20 protein-coding genes are annotated in these 25,853 nt (G+C 55.6%); 8 read left to right on the top strand and 12 right to left on the bottom strand.

Annotated elements, in window-relative coordinates; all coding sequences use genetic code 11:
• Nucleotides 1-25: 25 nt before the first annotated feature.
• Nucleotides 26-1,009: a hypothetical protein gene (locus tag I3V23_06900; protein QPI84356.1), complete on the bottom strand. Its 984-nt coding sequence runs from the start codon at nt 1,007-1,009 to the stop codon at nt 26-28.
• A 141-nt stretch (nt 1,010-1,150) separates the two neighbouring features.
• Between I3V23_06900 and I3V23_06905 the strand changes: the two genes are divergently transcribed.
• From I3V23_06905 to I3V23_06915, 3 genes are all read left to right on the top strand, one after another.
• Entirely contained in the window at nt 1,151-1,294 is a 144-nt protein-coding gene (locus tag I3V23_06905) for a hypothetical protein (protein ID QPI84357.1), read from the top strand.
• Nucleotides 1,295-1,389: 95 nt separating this feature from the next.
• Nucleotides 1,390-2,238 (top strand): urea carboxylase-associated family protein, encoded by an 849-nt coding sequence (locus I3V23_06910; protein ID QPI84358.1) that lies wholly within the window; start codon nt 1,390-1,392, stop codon nt 2,236-2,238.
• Nucleotides 2,239-2,416: 178 nt separating this feature from the next.
• Nucleotides 2,417-3,601 (top strand): type III PLP-dependent enzyme, encoded by a 1,185-nt coding sequence (locus I3V23_06915; protein QPI84359.1) that lies wholly within the window; start codon nt 2,417-2,419, stop codon nt 3,599-3,601.
• A gap of 37 nt (nt 3,602-3,638) precedes the next feature.
• Here the strand turns inward: I3V23_06915 and I3V23_06920 are convergent, their stop codons facing one another.
• On the bottom strand, nt 3,639-3,947 hold the full coding sequence (locus tag I3V23_06920) for an H-NS histone family protein (GenBank protein QPI84360.1): 309 nt from the start codon (nt 3,945-3,947) through the stop codon (nt 3,639-3,641).
• Nucleotides 3,948-4,069: 122 nt separating this feature from the next.
• On the bottom strand, nt 4,070-6,037 hold the full coding sequence (locus tag I3V23_06925) for a protein meaA (protein QPI84361.1): 1,968 nt from the start codon (nt 6,035-6,037) through the stop codon (nt 4,070-4,072).
• Nucleotides 6,038-6,385: 348 nt separating this feature from the next.
• Between I3V23_06925 and ccrA the strand changes: the two genes are divergently transcribed.
• On the top strand, nt 6,386-7,681 hold the full coding sequence (gene ccrA / locus I3V23_06930) for a crotonyl-CoA carboxylase/reductase (GenBank protein QPI84362.1): 1,296 nt from the start codon (nt 6,386-6,388) through the stop codon (nt 7,679-7,681).
• Nucleotides 7,682-7,732: 51 nt separating this feature from the next.
• On the opposite strand, the gene I3V23_06935 is transcribed toward ccrA, so the two are convergent.
• Nucleotides 7,733-8,419, bottom strand: a complete 687-nt coding sequence (locus tag I3V23_06935) for a ribulose-phosphate 3-epimerase (protein ID QPI84363.1) — start codon at nt 8,417-8,419, stop codon at nt 7,733-7,735.
• A 133-nt stretch (nt 8,420-8,552) separates the two neighbouring features.
• Between I3V23_06935 and deoC the strand changes: the two genes are divergently transcribed.
• From deoC to I3V23_06950, 3 genes are read left to right on the top strand one after another with little or no spacing between them, the layout of a single operon-like run.
• Nucleotides 8,553-9,566: a deoxyribose-phosphate aldolase gene (gene deoC / locus I3V23_06940; protein QPI84364.1), complete on the top strand. Its 1,014-nt coding sequence runs from the start codon at nt 8,553-8,555 to the stop codon at nt 9,564-9,566.
• Between the two features lie 8 nt (nt 9,567-9,574).
• On the top strand, nt 9,575-11,938 hold the full coding sequence (locus I3V23_06945) for an aldehyde dehydrogenase family protein (protein ID QPI84365.1): 2,364 nt from the start codon (nt 9,575-9,577) through the stop codon (nt 11,936-11,938).
• A 15-nt stretch (nt 11,939-11,953) separates the two neighbouring features.
• Nucleotides 11,954-13,057, top strand: coding sequence for a pyridoxal phosphate-dependent aminotransferase (locus tag I3V23_06950; protein ID QPI84366.1), 1,104 nt, complete (start codon nt 11,954-11,956; stop codon nt 13,055-13,057).
• 1 nt (nt 13,058) lies between these two features.
• Here I3V23_06950 and I3V23_06955 read toward each other — a convergent pair whose 3' ends face one another.
• Nucleotides 13,059-14,264: an aminotransferase class V-fold PLP-dependent enzyme gene (locus I3V23_06955; protein QPI84367.1), complete on the bottom strand. Its 1,206-nt coding sequence runs from the start codon at nt 14,262-14,264 to the stop codon at nt 13,059-13,061.
• Between the two features lie 137 nt (nt 14,265-14,401).
• Here I3V23_06955 and I3V23_06960 point away from each other — a divergent pair, with 137 nt between their 5' ends.
• Entirely contained in the window at nt 14,402-15,163 is a 762-nt protein-coding gene (locus tag I3V23_06960; protein ID QPI84368.1) for a folate-binding protein YgfZ, read from the top strand.
• Here I3V23_06960 and yghU read toward each other — a convergent pair whose 3' ends face one another.
• The 7 genes from yghU to I3V23_06995 all read right to left on the bottom strand — a co-directional run bounded on the left by yghU (nt 15,164) and on the right by I3V23_06995 (nt 25,833).
• On the bottom strand, nt 15,164-16,027 hold the full coding sequence (yghU, locus tag I3V23_06965) for a glutathione-dependent disulfide-bond oxidoreductase (protein QPI84369.1): 864 nt from the start codon (nt 16,025-16,027) through the stop codon (nt 15,164-15,166). It lies immediately after the preceding gene.
• Between the two features lie 78 nt (nt 16,028-16,105).
• Nucleotides 16,106-19,084 (bottom strand): isoleucine--tRNA ligase, encoded by a 2,979-nt coding sequence (locus tag I3V23_06970; GenBank protein ID QPI84370.1) that lies wholly within the window; start codon nt 19,082-19,084, stop codon nt 16,106-16,108.
• 212 nt (nt 19,085-19,296) lie between these two features.
• Nucleotides 19,297-20,286, bottom strand: a complete 990-nt coding sequence (locus tag I3V23_06975; protein QPI84371.1) for a TIGR01620 family protein — start codon at nt 20,284-20,286, stop codon at nt 19,297-19,299.
• A gap of 131 nt (nt 20,287-20,417) precedes the next feature.
• A complete protein-coding gene (rpsD, locus tag I3V23_06980; protein ID QPI84372.1) occupies nt 20,418-21,038 on the bottom strand; it encodes a 30S ribosomal protein S4 in 621 nt (206 codons plus the stop codon).
• 200 nt (nt 21,039-21,238) lie between these two features.
• Nucleotides 21,239-22,330, bottom strand: a complete 1,092-nt coding sequence (locus I3V23_06985) for a Hint domain-containing protein (GenBank protein QPI84373.1) — start codon at nt 22,328-22,330, stop codon at nt 21,239-21,241.
• Between the two features lie 143 nt (nt 22,331-22,473).
• The gene (locus I3V23_06990) at nt 22,474-23,400 is read right to left on the bottom strand and encodes a DUF2219 family protein (protein QPI84374.1); all 927 of its coding nucleotides are present in this window, start codon (nt 23,398-23,400) and stop codon (nt 22,474-22,476) included.
• 153 nt (nt 23,401-23,553) lie between these two features.
• Nucleotides 23,554-25,833 (bottom strand): adenosylcobalamin-dependent ribonucleoside-diphosphate reductase, encoded by a 2,280-nt coding sequence (locus I3V23_06995; GenBank protein QPI84375.1) that lies wholly within the window; start codon nt 25,831-25,833, stop codon nt 23,554-23,556.
• Nucleotides 25,834-25,853: the final 20 nt, after the last annotated feature.

A 25,853-nucleotide genomic window follows, 5' to 3' on the forward strand; every position in this document is an offset into this window, starting at 1 on the left:
GAGAAAGGGGGCCGAAAGGCCCCCGTTACCCATCCAACAGACGATAATAAATATGATTGCTTACCAAACCTAAGGCGATGTGAATTAGAAGGGAAATAAAAACTGTTATTGACTTTAAAATCAATTTTTTATTAGAAATATCTATTTTTTCTTCATATTTTGTGTCGCCACGTGTAATTGAGATAGTGTTTTTTTTCTTATAGCTATCAATATAGTACTCAAGCAAGCGCGCTAATTGTTTTGAAAACTCGTGAATTGTGTAGATAAACGCGGACGCGTAGAATAAAAGAAGTGCGATATTATAATTTTCAGGGCCTACACTTTTAATATAAATTATAGGCCCAATCAGCGCTGCAAGGGTAACAAGAAAAACAAAGATTGATCGAATCTTACCAGAGTTCCTTTGTAACCAATTTATTATTGGCCTCTCATCAGTCGAGAGGCTATCTGCCCATTGCTCAACAACTCCAATCAAATTTTTTCCCATCACGTAATCCGAATACTCAACGGAAGAATGGATGGGGACAGGGGGCAACCCTGCATCTTCGATACGGCTCAAAATCACAGGGCCAAGGAAGATGCTATGTCTCATTTGCAAATTTTGAATTGCTACCTGCACTTTATAGATCTGTAGCTTGTTATCTGGGGTGCTAGCGCTCCTTGTGTAAGTAAATGAAATCGATTTTGTACGTTCGTTCTTTGAGGAGTCAAATTCCGCAAATTCTTTCCAGCTTGCAAAAGCGAATCTTTGATTTGAGCTGAGGTGCAAACTCAATGTGAGGTTCTTAGTGATAAATGGATCGCCCCGAAACTCTTGCTCAATCTTTATCAAAAGTTGTTTAAGATTATCGATTTCAACGATATAATTTTTACGGAATACTTGCGTAGCCTTTTGAACTGGCTGCTGTAAATTTTTCACAATTGCTTCAAGGACACTCGGCGGTAGACTTGTCACATTTACAAGAGGTTCTGGATCTTCTCCATCAAAACGCTCAACAATCTCTGTCATTTGATCCCCCAATGACTTACGAGCACGGCAGGTATAATCATAAATATATAATTTTTATTATAAAATTGTATACATGTTTTTTGTAAATGCTATAACTACCCCATAGGGAGGATCACCTCAGCCTGATGAAAGGGCAAAAAGATGATCCATATGTTGCAGTTCCCCGTTTGGCCGATGCTCTGGCCGCTGATTTGGCCATTTGCTTGGGCCAAGCCGCATCAAAAGACACCACCCAGTCTGGATGACCCCGATCTTGAGGGGGTTTTTGGCTATTACACGCCTTAGGCACCGTCCCTTGCCAAAGGGGGATGTCATTCCCCCTTGGCCCCACGCCCGCCTTGCCGCTAAAACGGGTCAAACCCCATGCAGGAGGGCAGAGTATGACAGACCATATCAAGGCCCCACAGGATGCCGAGGCGCGCCGCGCGGTGGCGCCTGTGATCTGCTATCCCACCGATAGCCTGCCCGCGCCCGACCTTGCCCGTATGGCGCGCGCGCGCAAGCACTGGCGCAAAACCGCCGAGGTGCTGATCCCCCCACGCGAGGCGGCCTGTTTCGAGGTGAAGGCAGGGCAATCCTTCCGCATCTCCCTGCCGCAAGGGGCGCAGGTGGGGGATCTTAACCTATGGAATGCGCATGATCTGTCCGAGCGGTTCTTTTCGGGCAAAACCCGCGCCATCCATGGCAGCCATGTCAGCACAGGCCACACGCTTTATTCCAACCTGCCGCATCTGCGCGCCATGGCCCTAATCCTAGAGGACAGTTTGGCGTGGTATGGGCGCGATGATTTTGGCGGCGCGGTGCATGATGTGATTGGCACGCGCTGCGACCCCTATACGCATAACCTGCTGTCTGGCGGGCAGTATCATCACTGCTGTCATTCCAACCTGACCCGCGCGCTGGCCTCACATCGCGGCCTATCTTTGACCGAGGCCGAGATGGCGGTGCATGACGTGCTCAACGTGTTTATGTGCACAGGGTTCACCCGTGACACGGGCCAATATTTCATGAAGGCCACGCCCGCGCGGGCGGGGGATCATCTGGATTTCCTTGCCGAGATGGATCTTTTGGGTGCGCTCTCTGCCTGTCCTGGTGGGGATTGCGGGGCGGAACATTCCTCTGACAGCGCCACCTGCCACCCGATGTTGGTGGAGGTGTTTGACAGCGAGTTGACCGCTGATTTCACCCCCCGCCCCGCCAATGGTTACGACCGCAGCCATGGTTTGTGAGGCGGGCTGCAAAAAACTTCTTGCTATTTGATCGCAGGTGATGCAAACGCCCGCGCACAGACGCCAACGCACGCGCCTCTGGCGAGGTGGGCTAGCACCCACGCGGTTAATGTAGCGACGGTAACGTCTCCCTTGGAACGTCTGGTCGAGTTTCGGCCCATGTCTATTGGAGATGCCAATGAACGCTACATTTGCCGAGCCTTCGGTTTGCGAAGCTATTTCTCAACCCGTTGATCCCGATGCCCGTCTGTTGGGCTATATCCGCAGCACAAGCTTTGATCGCCCGACCCTTGTTCTGGATCTGGAGCGGATCGAAGCACAGTATCACGCACTCAAAGCGGGCTTGGGCCATGCGGATATTCATTACGCGGTCAAAGCCAACCCTGCGCCTGAAATCTTGGCCCGTCTTGTAGGTCTTGGCGCGCATTTTGATGCGGCCTCTCGCGCCGAGATAGAGGCCTGCTTGGCCCATGGCGCGCGGCCTGCGCATATCTCTTATGGCAACACGATTAAGCGCCCAGCCGATATTGCCTATGCCCATGCGCAAGGAATCACGCTCTTTGCCGCCGATGCGGTGGAAGAGTTGGACAAAATTGCGGCCCATGCCCCGAATGCCCAGGTCTATATCCGCGTGATTGTCGAAGCCTCGGGTGCCGATTGGCCGCTGACCCGCAAATTTGGCACAAGCCGCGAGACTGTATTGGGCCTGATCGAGCACGCCCACGCCGTTGGTTTGACCCCGCGCGGTCTGTCCTTCCATGTGGGCAGCCAGACCCGTGATCCGATGATGTGGGCTGATACGCTTGATCAAATCGCCGCCGTTTGGCACGCCGCGCAAGCCGCAGGACATGGTTTGGACTTGCTCAATATCGGGGGCGGTTTCCCCGCCTTTTACGGCGATGACATCCCACACCCCACCGCATATGCCCGCGCCGTTATGGATCAGGTTCACGCCCGCTTTGGGGATGTGGCGCAGATCATGGCCGAGCCTGGCCGCGGTCTAGTCGGTGAGGCGGGCATGATCGCCGCAGAGGTGCTGCTTGTCTCGCGCAAATCAAACGATGACCTATGCCGTTGGGTTTATCTTGATATTGGCAAATTCTCAGGCCTCGCCGAGACAATGGATGAGGCGATCCGCTATCAATTCATCACAGAGCGCGACCACGAAGTCACGGGCCCCTGCATTCTTGCAGGCCCATCTTGTGACAGCGCGGATGTTCTCTATGAAAAGCGGCCCGTGCAATTGCCGCTTGGGCTAAAGGGCGGAGATAAAATCATTATCCGCGCCTGCGGGGCCTATACATCAACCTATGCATCCGTAGGATTTAATGGCTTTCCACCTTTAGATGTGGTTGCCATTTAAAAGAAAAAGCCGCCCCTTTTGGGCGGCTTTATTCAATTTAGATCGCTAGATCATCCAAAGATTTTCCAGAATTCAACGCGTCCACAACCCAAAGGGGTTTGCGGCCACGGCCCGTCCATGTTTGGTCAGGATTGCTTGGGTTACGATAGCGTGGCGCAACTTTCGCACCCGCTTTACGACCGCCCAACACTTCTTCAAGGCTAAACCCAAATTCTTGCGCCGCTTTTTGGGCTGCAATCAGGGCTTCTTTCTTTTTCCGTTTATCAAAGTCTTTAATTGCCGCTGCGACATCTTTTTGAAGTGCGACAAGCTCATCTTTCGACATTTTTGAAAGATCAATAGACATAATGCCTCCAACCCTTTTGGAATTTCAAACTGGCAGAAGAATTAAGCCTGTTATTTTATATTGGCAACAAGAATATATTTAATGCGCGCGCTATAATTATTGAAAATATAGCGCTTTATTATTTACTCAGCCGCAACGGAACGGGGCTCAACCAAGGCAACGATATCAAACATAATGCGGTTTAATTCGAAATCCTTGGGTGTATAAACCCGCGCCACGCCCATTGATAAAAGGCGCTTTTCATCCGCCTCTGGGATAATGCCGCCGACAACCACAGGCAAATGCCCCAATCCTGCAGCCTCTAAGTGCCCCATCAATTGCTCGATCAGAGGCACATGGCTGCCTGATAGGATCGACAGCCCAATAACATGGGGTTCTTCCGCAAGGGCCGCTTGAACGATTTCCTCGGGCGTCAGACGGATACCCTCATAGCTGATATCCATTCCACAATCGCGCGCGCGGAAGGCGATTTGTTCCGCCCCGTTGGAATGCCCGTCAAGTCCGGGCTTACCCACCATGAACTTAAGACGGCGGCCCAGTTTATCGCTGACTGCATCCACGGCAGCCCGGATATCCTCCAGACCTTCGGTTTTGTTCGACACAGATTTCGAAACACCCGTTGGGCCACGATATTGACCATGCACGGCGCGCATGACCTCGGCCCATTCGCCAGTCGTCACGCCCGCCTTTGCGGCGTCAATCGAGGCGGGCATGACATTGCGCCCTGCAGTTGCATCATCGCGCAATCGCGCCAAAGCTGCCTCGACAGCGGCGCTGTCACGCGCGGCGCGCCACGCAGTAAGGCGCCCGATTTGATCGGCCTCAACCGCAGGATCAACAACCATGATCCCGCCCTCTTCATCGACCAAAGGCGAAGGCTCTGATTGCGTAAAGCGGTTGACGCCGACAACAGTGGTCTCGCCCCGCTCAATCCCCCCCACACGGTCAGCATTCGCTTCGACCAAACGCGCTTTCATGTAATCAATAGCCATGATCGCGCCGCCCATCGAGTCGAGATTGGCCAATTCGGCCCGCGCACCTGATTTCAATTCCTCGACCTTGGCATCAACCACAGGGTTACCGTCAAAAAGGTCACCATATTCCAACAAATCGGTTTCATAGGCCATGATCTGCTGCATCCGCATCGACCATTGCTGATCCCAAGGGCGCGGCAGGCCCAAGGCCTCGTTCCATGCGGGCAATTGCACCGCCCGCGCGCGGGCGCGTTTCGACAGTGTCACGGCGAGCATCTCAATCAGGATGCGATAGACATTATTTTCAGGCTGCTGCTCTGTCAGGCCGAGAGAGTTCACCTGAACCCCATATCGGAAACGGCGGAACTTAGGGTCTTCCACCCCGTAGCGCTGTTCCAAAATTTCATCCCAGAGATCAACAAAAGCGCGCATTTTGCACATCTCGGTCACAAAACGGATGCCCGCATTCACAAAAAAGGAGATGCGACCGCAAAGTGCTGGGAAATCTTCTGCTGCAACGCGGGGCTTTAGCGCATCAAGAACCGCAATCCCTGTCGCTAGGGCGAATGCCAGTTCTTGCTCGGGTGTCGCACCCGCCTCTTGCAGGTGATACGAGCAGACATTCATCGGATTCCATTTTGGCACATGCGTATAACAATACTCAGCCACATCTGCGATCATCCGCAGAGACGGCGCAGGGGGGCAAATATATGTCCCGCGCGACAGGTATTCTTTGATGAGATCGTTTTGCACTGTGCCTTGTAGGGCCGCCACCTCGGCGCCCTGCTCCTCAGCCACCGCGATATAGAGCGCCAAAAGCCACGGCGCAGTCGCGTTAATGGTCATTGAGGTGTTCATCTGCTCCAGTGGGATATTCTCAAACAGGGTGCGCATATCGCCCAAGTGGCTGACAGGCACGCCGACCTTACCCACCTCACCGCGCGCAAGCGCATGGTCGCTGTCATATCCCGTTTGGGTCGGCAAATCGAAGGCAACGGATAGGCCCGTTTGGCCTTTGGCCAGATTGCTCCGATACAGCGCGTTCGAAGCTTTGGCTGTAGAATGACCCGCATAGGTGCGGATCAACCAAGGCTTATCTTTCTGCATCTCGGCCATCAGCGCCCTCCAGATTCGTCTTTAGCAATATCCTTACTCAAATAGAGGTATATGGAAAACTTTATGTCTCTGTCAATTCGCTGCAATGCAGAATGAAGGCGCGCCCTCATCAGCCCATAATAATTTACAATAAAATCAATATATTGAAGAATATCCACCTATGATCTCGCAAAGCTGATGCAACTAAAAAGGCGATACGCCACGTCCCGTGAGACATTTTATTTCTCAAAATTTGTATTTTTATTTGAATTGTTGCGCAGCCCTTGCTATTCAATGCTGCAATAGCACATCAGCGATTCCGCATCGCAGCACCACACGCCCCTTGGGGCGCAATTTACGGAGGCCCCAATGGCTTTGGACAGCAATCAGACGCCCCTCTACTACGAGGCGCCCGAGAAAGACCTCTATGATATGGGCGAGATGCCTCCGATGGGATATGTGCCGCCAAAAATGCACGCATGGGCCATCCGGAAAGAGCGCCACGGCACGCCCGACAAAGCGTTTCAGCTTGAAGTCGTAGAAACACCCAGCATCGACAGCCAAGAAGTATTGGTTTTGGTGATGGCTGCGGGTGTAAACTATAACGGCGTTTGGGCGGGCTTGGGTCAACCGATTAGCCCCTTCGATGGACATGGCGCCCCCTATCACATCGCAGGCTCTGATGCCGCAGGCATTGTCTGGGCCGTTGGCGACAAAGTGAAATCTTGGAAAGTTGGGGACGAGGTCGTGATCCACTGCAACCAAGATGACGGGGATGACGAAGAATGTAATGGCGGTGATCCAATGTTCTCGCCGACACAGCGCATTTGGGGCTATGAAACCCCCGACGGGTCTTTTGCCCAATTTACCCGCGTGCAGGCTCAGCAATTAATGCCACGCCCTAAGCACCTGACTTGGGAAGAATCCGCGTGCTACACCCTGACCCTTGCCACAGCCTATCGTATGCTGTTTGGCCATCACCCGCATGAGTTAAAACCTGGCCAGAATGTTCTGGTCTGGGGGGCATCAGGTGGGCTTGGTGTCTATGCCATTCAGTTGATCAACACCGCAGGCGCGAATGCAATTGGCGTCATCTCAGATGAAAGTAAGCGCGACTACGTCCTCAGCCTTGGCGCAAAAGGTGTGATCAATCGCAAGGAATTTGACTGCTGGGGTCAAATGCCCAAGGTGAACACCCCAGAATATAACGCGTGGCTGAAAGAGGCCCGCCGCTTTGGCAAAGCAATTTGGGACATCACTGGCAAAGGCGTGAATGTCGATATGGTGTTTGAGCACCCAGGTGAATCGACCTTCGCCGTCTCAACTCTCGTGTGTAAAAAGGGCGGCATGGTTGTTATCTGTGCAGGCACAACAGGGTTCAACTGCACCTTTGATGTGCGCTATATGTGGATGCATCAAAAGCGCCTGCAAGGCAGCCACTTTGCCCATCTCAAGCAAGCCGCAGCCGCCAATCGCTTAATGTGCGAGCGCCGTCTTGATCCGTGTATGTCCGAGGTCATGCCATGGGCCGAGTTGCCCGATGCGCATAACAAAATGCTCAACAACCAACACAAGCCAGGCAATATGTCGGTGTTGGTTCAAGCGCCCCGCACAGGCCTGCGCACCTTAGAAGATGTGCTTGAGGCGGGCCCCAATAAAGCATAGCCCCACTTTCAGACAAACTAATCCAAAGGCGCGCAGTTTTGCGCGCCTTTTTTATTGCGCCGATACGGCCGCTTTTCGGATAGACGCGATATTGTCGCCGTAAACCTCAGGGCGATCAACCGAGCCGCCCTTGAAAACGGCTGAGCCTGCGACCAACACATCCGCGCCCGCGGCAGCCACCAATGGTGCAGTTACAGGATCAACACCCCCATCGATCTCAATATGGATCGGACGATCCCCTATCATCGCGCGCAGACGCGAGATTTTGTCCGTCAGATCAATAAATTTCTGCCCGCCAAAGCCTGGGTTGACCGTCATAACGCAAACCAAATCGCACAAATCCAAAAGATGCGCGACACTGTCGGCGGGTGTTCCAGGGTTCAACGCCACCCCAGCTTTCATGCCTGCACCACGAATGGCCTGCAGCGTGCGGTGAATATGCGGGCCCGCCTCAATATGCGCGGTCAAAATATCTGCCCCTGCATCCGCATAGGCATCAATATAGGGGTCAACAGGCGCGATCATCAAATGCACATCCATGACCGTTTTCACATGAGGCCGAAAGGCCTTCACCGCAGGCGGGCCAAAGGTGAGGTTCGGCACGAAATGCCCATCCATGACATCGATATGCACCCAATCCGCCCCTTGCGCCTCAATGGCGCGGATCTCTGCACCAAAATTGGCAAAATCCGCAGAGAGAATAGACGGGGCGATTTTTATCGAGCGATCAAAGGACATCGGGCAGGGCTTTCAAAAGTTTGGGCTAAAGCGTTGTCTCTCCCTTAACGCTCAATTCTACCCCTGTCACCACCTTGCCAAGCATCGCCGCGCGTGTAAGCGTAACAGCTGACTGTATGAGTGACGCCAAAACATGACCCAAACCACCAAAACTTTTGCCGCAACGGGCCACCAGACGGGCCATGCGCAGCTGCCGCAATTGCACCTCCCCCGCAACGAGGGAATGGCGCTCGACCTTGATTGGGTTGCGCGTGCTACAGCAAATCGATCTGCAATTGAACGGCGCGCAGCCACAATTGGCACAAGGCGCAGCGTGAAAAAGGCATATCAAACAGCATGGCTTGCCCGCGCCGTAACGATGATCGACCTGACCACATTGTCAGGCGATGACACCAAAGCGCGGGTGGCGCGGCTTTGTGAAAAGGCCAAGCAGCCCGTGCGCGCAGATATTCTAGAGCGTCTGGGACTGCCACAGATCACAGTGGGGGCGGTCTGCGTCTATCACGACATGGTCGAGCCTGCGCTTAAGGCGCTGGAGGGCAGCGGCATCCCTGTGGCAGCGGTATCCACAGGTTTTCCTGCGGGGTTGTCGCCCTTTCATCTGCGCGTGGCAGAGATCAAGGAAAGCGTTGCCGCGGGCGCGCAAGAAATCGATATTGTGATTTCGCGCCGCCATGTCCTCGAGGGGAATTGGCAGGCTCTATATGACGAGATGCGAGAGTTTCGCACGGCTTGCGGCGCGGCCCATGTCAAAGCGATCTTGGCCACAGGCGAACTTGGAACACTGCGCAATGTTGCGCGCGCAAGCCTCGTTTGCATGATGGCGGGCGCAGATTTCATCAAGACCTCAACCGGTAAGGAAGCGGTCAATGCCACCCTACCCGTCAGCCTAACCATGATCCGCGCAATCCGCGCTTATGAGGCGCGCACAGGGTTTAAGGTCGGCTACAAACCCGCAGGTGGCATTTCCAAAGCGAAGGACGCGCTGACCTATCTGGCGCTGATGAAAGAAGAATTGGGACAAGCTTGGATGTCCGCGCAGCTTTTCCGCTTTGGCGCGTCCTCTCTTCTTGGCGATATTGAACGCCAACTCGAACACCAAGCCACGGGTGCTTATTCCGCCCGTTACAATCACCCGATGGCCTGAGGCAGATCATGAATATCACCGAAATTTTCGAAACCATGGACTATGGCACCGCGCCCGAAGCCGATACTGAGGCGCGCGCATGGATTGCGGGGCATCATGGCCAGTTTGGACATTTCATCAATGGCAGCTTCACTAAGGGCCAAGATCATTTCGAAACCCGCAACCCTGCCCGTGGCGAGGTTCTATCGCATGTCGCGCAAGCAACTGAAACCGAGATAGACACGGCCATTAGCGCGGCGCGAAAGGCCTTCGGGCCATGGTCACGGCTCAGCGATCATGCGCGCGCGCGCTACCTTTATGCTTTGGCGCGGGCTTTGCAAAAACACAGTCGCCTCTTTGCAGTTCTCGAAACTCTCGACAATGGCAAGCCAATCCGCGAGGCACGCGATGTCGACATTCCGCTTGCTCAGCGGCATTTCTACTATCATGCAGGCCTCGCCCAATTGCGCGGAACTGTGGCCGAAGACCATCAACCGCTTGGTGTTTGTGGGCAAATCATTCCTTGGAACTTTCCGCTGTTGATGCTCGCTTGGAAAATTGCCCCTGCCTTGGCCGCGGGCAATACGGTTGTGTTGAAGCCTGCCGAGTTCACCCCGTTGACCGCCCTTCTATTCGCAGAAATCTGTCAGGAGGTTGGCCTGCCCAAGGGTGTTGTGAACATCATAACAGGGGATGGCGCAGCGGGTGCCTATTTGGCTGCGCATGCAGGCATCGACAAATTGGCCTTCACAGGCTCAACCGAAGTTGGGCGCAAAATTTATCAAGCCCGCGCAGGATCAGGCACGAAACTCAGCCTCGAATTGGGTGGCAAATCGCCCTTCATCATCTTTGATGATGCCGATCTCGACAGCGCTGTTGAGGGCTTGGTTGATGCGATTTGGTTCAATCAAGGGCAGGTCTGTTGCGCGGGGTCACGCCTGTTGGTGCAGGACAGCGTGGCCGATGAGGTCTATGCCAAAATTCGCGCGCGGATGGCAAAACTGCGCGTGGGTGATCCGCTGGATAAATCCATCGACATCGGCGCGATGGTCGATGACAGCCAAGCCGCCCGCGTGCGCGACATGGTGGCGGATGTTGATGCATTCAGCCCTGAATGTGTCTTGCCTGAGACAGGCTGCTTTTTGCCGCCCATGCTGATCACCGATCTTGGCACCGCCCACCCCCTGATGCAGGAAGAAATTTTTGGCCCCGTTCTTGTGGCCGCGCGGTTTCGTACCCCTGAGGAGGCTGTGAGCCTTGCCAATAACACGCGTTACGGCCTTGCCGCGTCAATCTGGAGCGAGAATATCAGCCTTGCGCTTGATATTGCCCCGAAACTGGCAGCGGGTGTTGTCTGGGTCAATGGCACCAATATGTTTGACGCTGCCGCGCCCTTTGGCGGGGTGCGTCAATCAGGGGTTGGTCGTGAAGGTGGGGTTGAGGGGCTGCGCGCCTATATGAAGGCACCGCTGCCCCTGACCAAAATTGAAAAACCAGTGCGCCACCCCGCCCCTGCAACGCCCAAGCAGGCCAATACACCCGCGATAGACCGCACCGCCAAACTTTACATTGGCGGCAAACAAGTGCGCCCTGATGGCGGCCATGTCATTCCAATTTGGTCAAAATCGGGCGACATGCTTGGCCAATTGGGCCGCGGCAACCGCAAGGATATTCGCAACGCCGTTGAGGCTGCGGAAGCTGCGTCAGGATGGGGCACGATGCCGGCCCATAGTCGCGCGCAAATCCTGTATTACCTCGCCGAGAATTTGGCGGCGCGCGGACAGGAATTTGCGGAACGTCTCTGTGATCTCACAGGACAATCCAAAGCCACCGCCAAAGCGGAGGTTGAAACAAGCCTAAGCCGCCTGTTCAGCTATGCCGCATGGGCCGACAAATTCGCAGGCGAAGCGCGGGCCGTGCCCTTGCGCGGCCTAGCGATGGCGCTACGCGAGGCGGTCGGGGTGATTGGCATCATAGCCCCGCAAAACGCCCCGCTCTTGGGCGCAATTTCGCTTCTTGCGCCTGCGGTCGCGATGGGGAACCGCGTGGTTCTCCTGCCCAGTTTGGAAGGTGGTCTTGCGATGACCGATTTCTATCAAGTGCTCGACACATCCGATGTGCCCGCAGGCGTGATCAATATTGTGACGGGCGACCCATCCGAGATGGCCACAGATTTAGCAGCGCATATGGCCGTTGATGCAATCTGGAATTTCAATGCAAATATAGAGGCGCATCTCGTTGACACGAAGGCCTCTCTCAACCTCAAGCGCAGTTGGGGTCTGTCAGGCTTTAAGGGCAAAAGCCCCGATTGGCGCAATCCCGCTTGTGAGGGCGTGGTATTTTTGGAAGAAGCAACTGAAGTCAAAACCGTTTGGGTTCCATACGGGGCCTGAGGATCAAGCCATTTCATGACCAGCCCACGCTACACCAAGCTTATTGATAGCCTGCCCGCAAAAGTCCCGTTTGTCGGCCCCGAGGCGCAAGAACGCGCGCAGGGCTTTGACTTTGTCGCAAGGCTTGGCGCCAATGAAAGTGTCTTTGGCCCCTCACCCAAGGCGATCGCCGCAATGCAGGCCGCAGCGCGCGATGTGTGGATGTATGGCGATCCTGAACTCCATAATTTGCGTCATGCCCTTGCTGCCCACCATAGGGTCGCGCCTGAAAACATCGTGGTTGGCGAAGGGATAGACGGCTTACTTGGATATTTGGTGCGGCTGTTGGTGGCTGAGGGCGATGCTGTCGTTACCTCGCTTGGGGCTTACCCCACTTTTCTTTACCATGTCGCGGGGTTCGGTGGGCAGGTTACAGCTGTGCCCTACAAAGACGATCACGAAGACCCTGAAGCACTGCTTGCGGCGGCGCGGGCGACCGGCGCAAAGCTGCTTTATCTTGCAAATCCCGACAATCCTATGGGCACATGGCACAAGGCCGAGACAATCGAATGGCTTATCGCCGCGCTGCCCCCTGAGACGGTGCTGATCTTGGACGAGGCTTATGCCGATACCGCGCCGCAAGAGGCCATTCCTGCGATGGATGTTAGCCATCCCCGCGTGATCCGAATGCGCACCTTCTCCAAAGCCTATGGTCTTGCGGGGCTTCGCGTGGGTTATGCCATCGGCCATCACGAGCTGATCCGTGCCTTTGACAAAATCCGCAACCATTTTGGGATGGGGCGTATCGCACAAGCCGGCGCTTTGGCGGCCCTGAAGGATCAAGATTACCTCAACCAAACCGTTCAGAAAATCAGCCAAGCTCGCGCCGAGATTGCCCGTATCGTGCAAGAGAATGGTTTAACGCCGCTGCCTTCGGCCACGAATTTCGTGGCGGTGGATTGCGGGCGCGATGGTGCCTATGCAGCGGCGCTTCTCAACGAGTTGACCAAGCGCGGCGTATTTCTCCGCATGCCCGCGATTGCCCCGCTCAATCGCACAATCCGCGTCTCATGCGGGGATGCCGCGATGTTGGCACATCTTGAGGCAGAATTGCCAAAAGCGCTTGCCACCCTCGGCTAGATCAGCCTGCTTCGCCAATGACCTCAATCGCGGCCTCTAACCCAGTTGGGTCATGTGGGATCTGCATCGCCTTCATACCTGCTTGCAAACTGCCCAACAGACCTAAAACCATATGCGCATTCACATGCCCCATATGGCCGATACGGAAAAAATCAACTGCGCGCGCAGGGTCGGGACGCAACCCCTGCAACGGGATGCCCAGTGTCACGCCCACCGTGGCCGTCATCCAATCGCGCATCTTCGCGCCATTCCCCGTGCCCATATCCACGGTGGTCACAGCATGCGAGCGTTTCGCAGGATCCGTAATATTGGCCGCGACAGGGCCATTCGCGCCCCAACGCTCCAACGCCGCCCATACGGCACGGGCCAAAGTCGCATGGCGCGCCCAAACGGCCTCCAACCCTTCTTCATGCAAGATCATGTCCAAAGCCACACGCAACCCATAAAGGTGATGGGTCGGCGCAGTGCCGTTGAAATATTTGTAAAATTCGGTCGGATTCACACGGGGCCGCCAATCCCAATAGGGCGTCACACAATTGGCCCGTCCCCGCGCTTGATCCGCTTTTTCCGAGAAATAAACAAACCCAATCCCGGGCGGGGTCATCAAACCCTTTTGGCTGCCTGTGACCATCACATCCACGCCCCATGCGTCAAATTCAAACGCATCACAGGCGAGACAGGCGATGTTGTCAGAGAATAACAGCGCGGGGTGCCCCGCTGCATCCAAGGTCTGCCGCAGGGCCAAAATATCATTGCGCACACTGCTAGAGGTATCCACCTGCACCGCGAGAACGGCCTTGATCTCATGAGCCTTATCTGCCGCCAAGACCTCAGCCACACGGGTCATGTCGATATCGGATTGAGGGCCAAAATCAATGATCTCGCAGTCAATACCCAGACCCGCCGCAAACTCGCCCCATCCAAGGCAGAAGCGCCCCGTGCCAAGCACCAAAATCTTGTCGCCCCGCGACAGCGTGTTGCACAGCGCCGCCTCCCAGACACCATGACCATTGGCAATATAAATCGCCACATTCGCCTTTTGCGCACGACCAACCGCCTTGAGATCAGGGATCAGCCCATGCACCATTTCGACCAACTCGCCCGTGTAAATATTCGGCGCGGGACGATGCATGGCCTGCAACACGCGATCAGGCATGACCGAAGGGCCAGGAATGGCAAGATAGTGACGACCGTTGGCAAGGCTCATGGAAGTGTCCCTTTGTTGAAATCGGCAAAAAGCAAGGCACAGGCTTTTGCGTCTTGGTGCAATTTCAATTACTCTGACGGCCTTGGCAAGAGCGCAAGAATGATTAGCTCTCTGGTCAAGACAAGGGAAACAGCGCCATGACTAAAGAGCAGCCACAAAATCGTAAAATCATTGAGGTATCAGGGTCTGACCGCGAGAAATTCTTGCAAGGTTTGACCACCAATGCCCTCCCTGAAGATGCCGAAGGGCTGCGCTACAGCGCGATCCTGAGCCCGCAAGGTAAGTATCTGGCTGATTTTTTCATGCTGACTCGCGGCGATCGCGTTTTGCTTGATGTGGACGGTGATTTGGCTGCACCGCTGATGCAGCGCTTGTCGATGTATAAGCTGCGCGCAGATGTGGCACTGACCCTCTCGGATATGACAGTGGCCGTGGGGCATGGCACCCTGCCACAAGGGGCATATGCTGATCCGCGTGACCCTGCCCTTGGGTGGCGCGCCTATGGCCAGTCGGGCTTGCCCAACTTATGGGATGCGGCAGGATGGAAAACCACGCGCATTGCCCATTTGATCCCCGAGCATGGGCGCGAACTGATCCCCAATGACAGCTATATCCTAGAACTTGGATTTGAGCGGCTAAATGGTGTGGATTTCAAAAAAGGGTGCTATGTCGGCCAAGAGGTGACAGCGCGGATGAAACACAAGACAGAACTGCGCAAAGGGCTGGCGCGGGTCACGGTCAGCGGCACAGCTGTGGAAGGCGACCTCATCACCGCAAACGGCCGCGAGGTCGGGCAGCTTCATAGCATTTCTGGGGATCAAGCACTGGCGTATTTACGTTTTGACCGCGCCCAAGCTGTTATGCAGGCGGGCGCAGCCGAGGTGCATTTCGCCGAGTAATCACCCGCCGATTTTATCCTGCGTGCGGTTCAGGAAATCATCGGCAGAATGACGCTCGTGCAATTGCCCTTCAAGCGGGCCATAGGTGCGGTTGACCATCGCACCGCGCTGCACAGCAGGGCGGGCATAGAACCGCTCGGCCCAAGCGACCACATTTTTATAGTCATGCACGGAGAGAAACTCGCCCGCGTCATAGGCCTCACCGCGCACAAGGCGGCCATACCATGGGGCAATGGCAATATCGGCAATGGTTATCTCATTCCCCACCATCCAATCGCGCCCTGCAAGATGACGATCAAGCACATCCAATTGGCGCTTCACCTCCATCGCGAAACGATTGATCGGGTATTCTTGCGCAAATGGGGCATAGGCATAGAAATGCCCAAAACCGCCGCCCAAATAGGGCGCACTTCCCATTTGCCACATAAGCCACGACAAGAGTTCTGGCCGATCCTCTGGGCGGCCCAAAAAGGCGCCAAATTTTTCGGCCAAATGCATCAAAATTGCGCCCGATTCAAAAACGCGCACAGGGGTTTGGCCAGAATAATCCATCAGCGCGGGAATTTTCGAATTTGGGTTCACATCGGTAAAGCCAGACCCGAATTGATCGCCATCCCCGATACGGATCAGCCACGCGTCATACTCCGCCGCATGACCCGCGGCGAGCAGCTCCTCGAACATGACGGTGACCTTCACCCCATTCGGTGTAGCCAATGAATAAAGCTGAAACGGATGATCGCCCCGTGGCAAATCCTTGTCATGGGTAGGCCCTGCAATCGGGCGGTTCAGACCCGCCCATTTGCCGCCATTCTCCTTGTCCCAAACCCAAACCTTTGGCGGGGTATATGGCGCATTTTCCGACATGATCCGTCCCTCATTTCTTGAACATAAAAAGGATCCTAACCCTTTCGGGTCAGGTTCCAAGTCACGAGATTGCGATTTTCAGGTCAACGCGCTGTCGCAGCGCCCGCAAACATGGGCATGGCTGTGGCTGCCCACATCAGGCAGAATTTTCCAACAGCGCGCACATTTTTCGCCATCCGCTTTGGCAAAGACCACACCAACCCCCTCAATTTCAGGCAAGGTGAAGGCATCCGCGGGCATCGCCTCATCGCTCAGCGTCACTGCAGAAGTGATGACCAAATCCTCGAACTGCACAGATTGCAGCGCTGCGCGCATTGCGGCATCTGCCACGTAGATCACAGGCGCGGCTTCTAGGGAGGCCCCAATCACCTTGTCACGGCGCTGCACCTCAAGCGCGGCTGTCACCACGCGGCGCGCACGGCGGATCATCGCCCATTTCGCGGCCAAGTCTGCATCATGCCACGCCGCAGGGGTGTCGGGGAAATCCACCAGATGCACTGAGGCCTCAGGGTCTTTGTTCCGCTCAAGCCAGACCTCCTCCATGGTGAAGGTCAAAATCGGCGCAAGCCAAGTGGTCAGGCGTTGGAATAGGTGATCCAAAACTGTGCGCGCCGCACGGCGTTGCGCAGTATCACCATCACAATAAAGCGCGTCTTTGCGGATATCGAAGTAAAAGGCCGACAAATCAGTGGTCGCAAAATTGAACAGCGCTTGGAACACGCCTTGGAAATCATATTTCGCATAGCCTTCGCGCACGATCCGATCCAACTCTGACAAACGATGCAGGATGAACCGCTCCAACTCGGGCATATCGGCGGCTTCTGTGCGGTCGGCTTCCGTTAAATCACCCAAGGACCCAAGCATAAACCGCATCGTGTTGCGCAAACGGCGATAGCTGTCGGCCACGTTCTTCAAGATCTCAGGCCCGATGCGCAAATCCGCCGTGTAATCGGATTGCGCCACCCAAAGCCGCAGGATATCGGCGCCATATTGGTCAATCACCGCCTGCGGCGCGACCGTATTGCCCAAGGATTTGGACATTTTCATGCCCTTCTCATCCAGCGTGAAGCCATGGGTCAGAACACCGCGATAGGGCGCGCGACCGATTGTGCCGCAAGCCTGCAACATCGAGGAATGGAACCACCCGCGATGCTGGTCTGTGCCTTCAAGATAGAGATCGGCAATCCCATCCTCTGAGCCATCCTCGCGATCCCGCAAGACAAAGGCATGGGTCGAGCCAGAGTCAAACCAAACATCCAAGATATCAAAGACCTGCTCATAGGCATCTGGGTCATATTCATTGCCCAAGAAGCGGGCTTTGGCCCCCTCCTTATACCATGCATCTGCGCCCTCAGCCTCAAAGGCCTCAAGGATGCGGGCATTCACCGCGTCATCGCGCAGCAAGAAATCGGGGTCACTTGGCTGTGCATCTTTTTTGACAAAGCAGCTGAGCGGCACACCCCATGCACGTTGCCGCGACAAAACCCAGTCAGGGCGGGCTTCAATCATCGAATGCAGACGATTGCGCCCAGTTTGCGGTGTCCATGTCACCAATTCATCAATCGAGCGCAGCGCGCGTTCGCGGATGGTCTTGCCATAGGTGTCATCCCCGCCAATCTCGCGATCAATGGCTGCAAACCATTGCGGGCGGTTCAGGCGGATCACAGGCGCTTTTGAACGCCAGCTATGCGCGTCCGAGATGGTGATGCGGCGGCGGGCCAGCAGGCCGCCAACCTCAACCAGCTTGTCGATCACGGCCTTATTGGCCTTACCCGCCTTGCCGTTTTCTTCGATGACGCGAAGCCCTGCAAAGAAGGGCAGATCAGCGCGGAAACTGCTGTCATCCAGAATATTATAGGTCATCTCAAGCCCATGCTTGAGGCCGATTTGATAGTCATCATCCCCGTGACTTGGCGCGGTATGCACGAAACCCGTGCCCGCATCATCGGTGACATGGTCGCCTGCAAAAAGTTTGACCTCAAAATCCCATTCGCCATTCGCGCCCTCAGCCCCATGCAGCGGGTGATGGGTGACAAGCGTGGCCAATTCATCGGCGTTGACATCGCGCAGGCGCGTGTAGTGGCCCGCCTCAAGACGCATCGCGCCAAGCGCATCCTCGGCCAGTTTATCAGCTACAAGATAGCGATCACCAACCTTGGCCCAACATTCGTCAGGGGTCGCGGTGACCTCATAGAGCCCATAGGAAATCGAAGGGCCAAAACAAATCGCGCGGTTTTGCGGAATCGTCCAAGGGGTGGTTGTCCAGATCACGACAAACAAGTTGTCGCGCTCGTCTATAGTCTCAGCGCCAGTTGGAATAGGTGGTTCTGTAGATGGAGCTGCCCCAGTTGAAAGGATACCTCGTGCAACACGGAACGGCACCCAAATCGCATCGGTCTGGCGGTCATGATATTCGACTTCCGCCTCAGCCAATGCGGTCTTTTCAACGGGCGACCACATCACGGGCTTCGAGCCTTGGTAAAGCGCGCCGTTCATCAGGAATTTCATAAACTCGCCCGCGATCACCGCCTCGGCGTGGAAATCCATGGTGAGGTATGGCTTGTCCCAATTCCCTGTTACGCCAAGGCGCTTGAACTCCTCGCGCTGCACATCAATCCACCCTTCGGCAAAGCGGCGGCATTCCTGACGAAAATCGACAACGTCAATTTTATCCTTATCTTGGCCTTTGGCGCGATAGGCCTCCTCAATCTTCCATTCGATGGGCAGGCCGTGACAATCCCAACCAGGAATGTAGCGCGCCTCATGGCCCATCATCTGCTGGCTGCGCACAACCATATCCTTCAGCACTTTGTTCAGTGCGTGACCGATATGCAGATTACCATTGGCATAGGGGGGGCCATCATGCAGCACGAATGGTGGGCGTGGCGCGCCCGCCTTAGCCGCCTCTGCCGCCTTGTCGCGCAGGCGTTGATAAACGCCAATTTTCTCCCAACGGGCCAGCCAATCAGGCTCGCGCTGTGGCAGGCCTGCGCGCATCGGGAAATCAGTTTGGGGAAGGTTCAACGTGTCTTTATAGTCGGGAAGATCGGCACACATGGGAAGGACGTCCTATTGGCTGAAACGGGTCATGGCAGGCCATGACCAATGAGCGGGGAAAGAGCGGCGCGATAGCTCAACACCTTAGTCCCGGCGGCCCTGCTGATCAGAGCGCCGGGCAGATAATTCGTAGGGAAATCTGCGTGTTCATCCGTCTCATGCTTAGCCCTATATCGCTGCTGGCGCGCGGGGTAAAGCCGCGCTTTGCGCGATCAGCCCTTTGATCCCGTGAAAAGCCCAGAAAATGCCTCGGATAAAACACTGCGCAAAGCAGGACGGGGTAAGGCGTGAAAGGGCAAAGGTCGGCAAAGCTGCATCGCAATTACCCCAAGCCGCGCGGTCATCGCCCCATTTAAGACGCCTTCACCAAAGCGGCGCGATAATTTCCCTGCCAATGACCCGCCCAAAGTAGAACTGAGCAAATCATCCCCAAGGGCAATGGCCCCTGTCGCCACAAGTTGCGCAATCACAGACCGCGCCAAGCGCATGGCGCCAAACGTGCCCGCGCGCCCACCATAAATCTCGGCCACACGGCGGATCATCCGCAGATTGATCCAAAAGCTGATGACCATATCAAGCGACCCCATCGGAACGAGGGCCGTGACACTGGCGACACGGCGGGTGGCTTGGGCCACCTCAGCACGGGCCTGTGCATCTAGCCCTTCCAAAAACGCTGTCTCAATCACGCCCATTCGCAAATCTGCATCAAGCACATCCTCGACACTCTGCAAACGGTGGTCTGCTGCGCCCTGCACGGCCATGCGATCGCGATAAAGCGCGCGCAGTTTGGGGATCAAAGCGGAAAGCTGTGCAAGGTTTTGGGCGGTCAAGGCCGATTGGGCCTCAGCCTGCAAAGCCGTCATGCGCGACAGCCGCGCATAGGCCCGCCATTCGCTGATCGCAAAGACGATTACAGCCACGAAAAACAGGCCCACACTCACAAGGGCCACCTGCCCCCAGATTGTGCCGCGCGCCATCATATCAAGAACAAAACCCCAAACAGCGTTGATCAAAAGCGCACTGGCAAGGCCGCCCGCCGACCAGAGCAAAAACCGCGATGCACCTGACATCTTTTGGGGCGCGGGCCGTTCATCGGGCGCGGCGGATGGCGCGTCAAAAATCGCAGGCGCGTCCACGGGGGACGCGTCACCAACGCCCGCCGTTTCCTCATCCAAGATGATTGGGTTTTTCCGCGTGGCCATACGCCCCCCCTCCTCACTTCGCCGTCACCCGCAAGGGCGAGCATAAGCAAAGAACCCTGCAGAGGAACAGTCACAAAAAAGCGCGCCACAGGGGGCGCGCTTTTGATCTTCTGAACTTGTGGCGGCGAAGATTAGTTCTTCGCGTAGAATTCAACCACGAGGTTTGGTTCCATCACGACAGGGTATGGCACATCGCCCAAACTAGGGGTGCGCACGAAAGTCGCGGTCATTTTGGAATGGTCGGCCTCGACATAGTCAGGCACATCACGCTCTGCCAATTGCACAGCTTCCAGAACTGTTGCCAATTGCTTGGATTTCTGACGCACCTCAACAACATCACCCTCCTTCACGCGGTAGGATGGGATATTGACGCGCTTGCCGTTCACCAAAACATGGCCGTGGTTTACGAATTGGCGGGCCGCAAAAACGGTTGGCACGAATTTCGCGCGGTAAACAACGGCGTCCAAGCGGCGCTCCAACAGGCCGATAAGGTTTTCACCTGTATCACCTTTTACGCGCTCTGCTTCTGCATAGATGCGGCGGAATTGCTTTTCGGTCAAATCGCCGTAATAGCCCTTCAGCTTCTGCTTGGCGCGCAACTGCGTGCCGAAGTCAGACAGTTTCGCCTTGCGGCGCTGACCATGCTGGCCTGGGCCATATTCGCGGCGGTTTACTGGGGATTTGGGGCGACCCCAAATGTTTTCGCCCATGCGGCGGTCGATTTTATACTTGGCAGACGTGCGTTTGGTCACGGCTGATCTCCTTCGTTAGAACGCCCCAGATCGGGGCTATGAAGGGCGTTGTCCTTTGCCGCTGCTTTCGCTTTGGCCGACAGGCGTTCCCTTGCGGGGGCCACCAACACCAATGAAAAGAAGCACCGCAAACGGTGCCTCAGTGACGCGGGGGCTATAGGGGATTCCTCGCGCTGTCAAGCGCATGGGGGAAATCAAGCCTAGCTTAAGCCGTAAATCCCACGCGATGGCCCAAGATGGGCGGATAAAATCGCGGCTTCAGCCGCACCCAACATCCGCCGCACAGCAGGGCCAAACAGATCGGGATGGCCTGCAAGATCAGGATGACGTTCATAAAGGTCATCAAGGCAGGCGGCCGCATCGGCATCCATCTCGTCCTCGGGCAGTGCTGCATAAGCAGGGTGGAAACTGTCCACCGCGACACTGTTTGCAATCACGACCTGATGCCCCTCAAGCATAACGTGGAAATATGTGACAGAGGCCGCGCGGTGATCCACCCGTGCGCCCAAATCGCCTACCAAATCCTGTGCGCGCATCATGACCTCATCTTCGCCCCAAAGCGCCCGTGCCTCGGGCGATTTAATCAATACGCGATGATCAGGGGACACCAAGAGATCGGGTTCAGGTTTGCCTTTCCCAAAAAGACCCTGCGGCAATCGAATTGGGCGAAGATGCGGCATGGCAAAAAGCTGCGCGCCTGACAGGCTGCGCTGTCCCACCCAGAGGACTTCTTTCAAACCATTGTCGCGGGTGACAAGATAATCCCCTGCCCGCACATCCTCGACCGCAATTTCCCCTTTCAGTGCGGCCAATCGCGTGCCTTTGACAAAGCAAACAACAGGGCCTTGGCGGCGAAAGCGGGCGGAAAACCCGCCCCCCAAAGAGATGATTGTCAAATGTTGGCGCGCGGGTGGCATGCCATCGGGAAAGAGCAATACCGTTTCGCGGCTATCCTCAAGGGTCAAGGGAACGGCACTAAAAAACCGCACGCCATCGGACAGCACCATCGCATCACGATACAGGGGATCGTCAAGGTCGCTCGACAAGTGAGGCAGGGGCGCGGGTCTTTGCATGAACTTATGCACGACCCGCGCCGCTTTGGCACGAAGTTGGAGAAGATCACGGCTGGATGTCAGAACAAGGGCGGCGTCTTTGCCTTCAAGCGGGAAGGCACGACCGTGCCAGCTCCAACTCATCCCTTCAGCCAGATCTTTCTTATTATAGTCCGAGTCTCCCTCGATCCGCGTCTGCGCCCAAGAAATGATGAACGCACCGCGCAACCCCATGCTCATGCGATGCCTGCCTTACTTGCCTCAATGCGTGCCGTTTATGTTTCGGCTTGGGCGGCAAGCTAGCATGGGTGATTCGTTCTGTGAATCCCCTTTGACGCGTCTTGGCGAATTTTCGCACATAGACCTATGTTCAAGGAGGGGGGTTAGAAATTCCATCCAAGGCTGACCGACCCAACAACCTGCCCCGTAGTTTGGCCGGCAAATTCGGGCGAGAGATAGGTCACCCCATAAAAGGCCGTGTAGCCGTTTTGGCCATAATGCACACCCCCGCGTAGGCGGTGACGCTCATCTTGTGCATCAGCACCATGGCCCGCGGGTAAGTATTCAGAGGCATCGACATAGGCCCAATCCGCACCCAAGACCAAAGATAGCCCATTGTCCTCCTCAGAGGCTATACCACTAAACCGCTGACCCGTGATTGGATCTCGTAGGCGCAACCCGTTTTGCCCCCATTGACCCAATGTCAGGTCAAACCCAAAACGGGCCAAATCCTCTGCCCCGTAGGTCAGACCAAGGAACGGGCGCAGAAAGACCCCTTCGGAGATCGCATATTCATTATTCGCCTCAAAACTAAGATCCAATAGGGTCTTGTTTTGCAATTCACGATTGCCGGCATTCACAACGGGTTGGCTTAACGCCTCATGCAAATCGCGCTGCAACTCGCGAATGCCTGTCTGTGGGCCAACCCCCAAAATATCCGCGCCCATCGCAATATCGGCACCGCGCCAATTGAAATGGCTATGCACCCCAAAGGCCAACACGCCCGTATAGAGGCGATCATTCAGCGCAGGGGTCGTGACATTGGCAGGAGCAATCGCCTCGCCGCGCAGGCGGAATTCGATGACATCGAGCGGGCGTGAGGTCAAATCACCCTGCCATTCCGATCCGTAAAGCACGCTGATGGAATAGGAGCCTGTGCGCCACCGATCTTCGCCATCCCCAATGACATCATTGTTCAGCAACCGCCCATTGCCGAGATAGGTAAATCCCGCGTCTTCAGCGGCCACAGGCAAAGCGCCCCCCGCAATGATCAACAGCCCAAGCAGGATGCCTTTGGAACCAAATCGCATTATTAAATATCCTTGCAAACGTCACTCTGGCCAAAGGCGAGCGCATAATAAACCTGACAGGGCCAGATTACGGCCAGCCGCGTTCACAAGGCAATTAATAATAAAATTGTGTCTAAAATTTGTTTATGACTGTGCTGTGTTATCCACAGGGACTTAGCCGCATTTTGAATAGCCGCAATCGGTGCAAGTCATGCACCCCTCGCTCATCCGCATCGCAGAAGACCCACAGGAATTACACTCTGCCGCCCCTGTGCGGCCTGCGCCCAAATCATAGACCTCGGCGGTGGGATCGGTTTTCAACCCCATCCCCTCGCCCGAAATAAACCCGATTGAGATCAGATGCCGTTCGATAACACCGCCAATCGCCGCTAAGATCGAGGGCACATATTTACCCCCAATCCATGCCCCCCCGCGCGGATCAAACACGGCTTTGAGTTCTTCTACCACGAAACTCACATCACCGCCGCGGCGGAAGACAGCCGACATCATCCGCGTCAACGCCACTGTCCACGCGTAATGTTCCATATTCTTGGAATTGATAAACACCTCAAACGGCCTACGATGACCGCTGAGCACGACATCATTGATCGTGATATAAATCGCGTGCGGGCTATCGGGCCATTTCAGTTTATAGGTATTGCCCTCTAGGGTCTGCGGCCGCTCTAGCGGCTCGGAGATATAAACCACTTCGCCCGTAGAGGCCTCGCGCGCGGTGGCGCCATCTGGCTTTGCTTCTGCCTCAGAAACACTCAGGACACTGCCCGTCACATCATTGGGGCGATAAGTGGTGCACCCCTTACAGCCCGTTTCATAAGCCTGCAGATAGACATCTTTGAAGGCCTCAAAGCTGATATCTTGCGGCACGTTGATGGTTTTCGAGATGGAACTATCCACCCATTTCTGCGCGGCCGCCTGCATGCGCACATGATCAGCAGGGGCAAGGGTTTGCGCATTTACAAAAAACGCAGGCAATTCTGCATCACCCTGTTTTTCGCGCCAAAGTTTTACCGCGTAATCGGTCACCTCCTCCTCGCTGCGCGACCCATCCCGCTGCAACACTTTGCGCGTGTAGCTATAGGCAAAAACGGGCTCAATCCCAGAGGAGACATTTCCCGCATAAAGGCTGATGGTGCCTGTGGGCGCAATCGAGGTCAAAAGCGCGTTTCGGATGCCATCTTTGGCAATCGCCTCGCGCAAATCTTGATCCATCTGCGCCATATTCCCGGACGCCAAGAACGCCTCGGCGTCAAATAAGGGGAATGCACCTTTTTCCCGCGCCAATTCAACCGAAGCCCAATAGGCCGCATGGGCAATTTCCTTCATCCAAATCTCGGATTGCGCCACTGCGTCATCGGCGCCATAGCGCAGGCCAAGCATCAAAAGGGCATCGGCCAAACCCGTCACACCCAAACCAATGCGCCGCTTTGCTTGGGCCTCGCGCGCCTGTGCCTCGAGGGGAAAACGACTGGCATCCACCACGTTATCCATCATCCGCACAGCGACCCGCACCAAATCCTTCAGCGCCTCAAGATCAAGGGCCGCATCCGCCTCAAACGGCGCGCGCACAAGCCGCGCAAGGTTAACAGAACCAAGCAAACACGCCCCATAGGGCGGCAAAGGTTGTTCGCCGCACGGATTGGTTGCCGCAATGGTTTCGCAATAGGCCAGATTATTGGATTGGTTGATGCGATCGATAAAAATCACACCTGGCTCAGCGTAATCATAGGTCGATTGCATAATCTGGTTCCACAGGTCGCGCGCCTGCACCGTGCGGTAAACCTTGTTGTCAAACACCAATTCCCAAGGCCCGTCCGCTTTGACCGCCTCCATAAAGGCATCGGTGACGAGAACAGAGACATTGAACATCCGCAGCCGCGCCGCATCAGATTTGGCGGTGATAAAATCTTCGATGTCTGGGTGGTCGCAGCGCATCGTTGCCATCATCGCGCCGCGGCGCGAGCCAGCCGACATAATCGTGCGGCACATGGAATCCCAAACATCCATAAAACTCAGCGGGCCAGAGGCATCCGCGGCCACGCCCTTAACATCCGCGCCTTTGGGTCGGATGGTCGAGAAATCGTAGCCGATCCCGCCCCCCTGCTGCATCGTCAAAGCCGCCTCTTTGAGCATATCAAAAATGCCGCTCATGCTGTCGGGGATTGTGCCCATGACAAAGCAATTGAAAAGCGTGACACTGCGCCCCGTTCCCGCACCCGCCGTGATGCGACCTGCCGGTAGATATTTGAAATCCTCAAGGGCTTCGTAGAATTTTTCTTCCCAATAGGCGGGATCTTTCTCCACCGAGGCCAAAGCCCGCGCGATCCGCCGCCAAGTGTCCTCGACAGTGCGGTCAATGGGTGTGCCATCCGCCTCTTTAAGGCGATATTTCATATCCCAAATTTGTTCAGCAATCGGGGCGGCAAAACGAGACATAGCGCAGACTTTCACGATCA

Source organism: Rhodobacterales bacterium HKCCA1288, from assembly GCA_015693905.1.
Classification (GTDB): Bacteria; Pseudomonadota; Alphaproteobacteria; order Rhodobacterales; family Rhodobacteraceae; genus M30B80.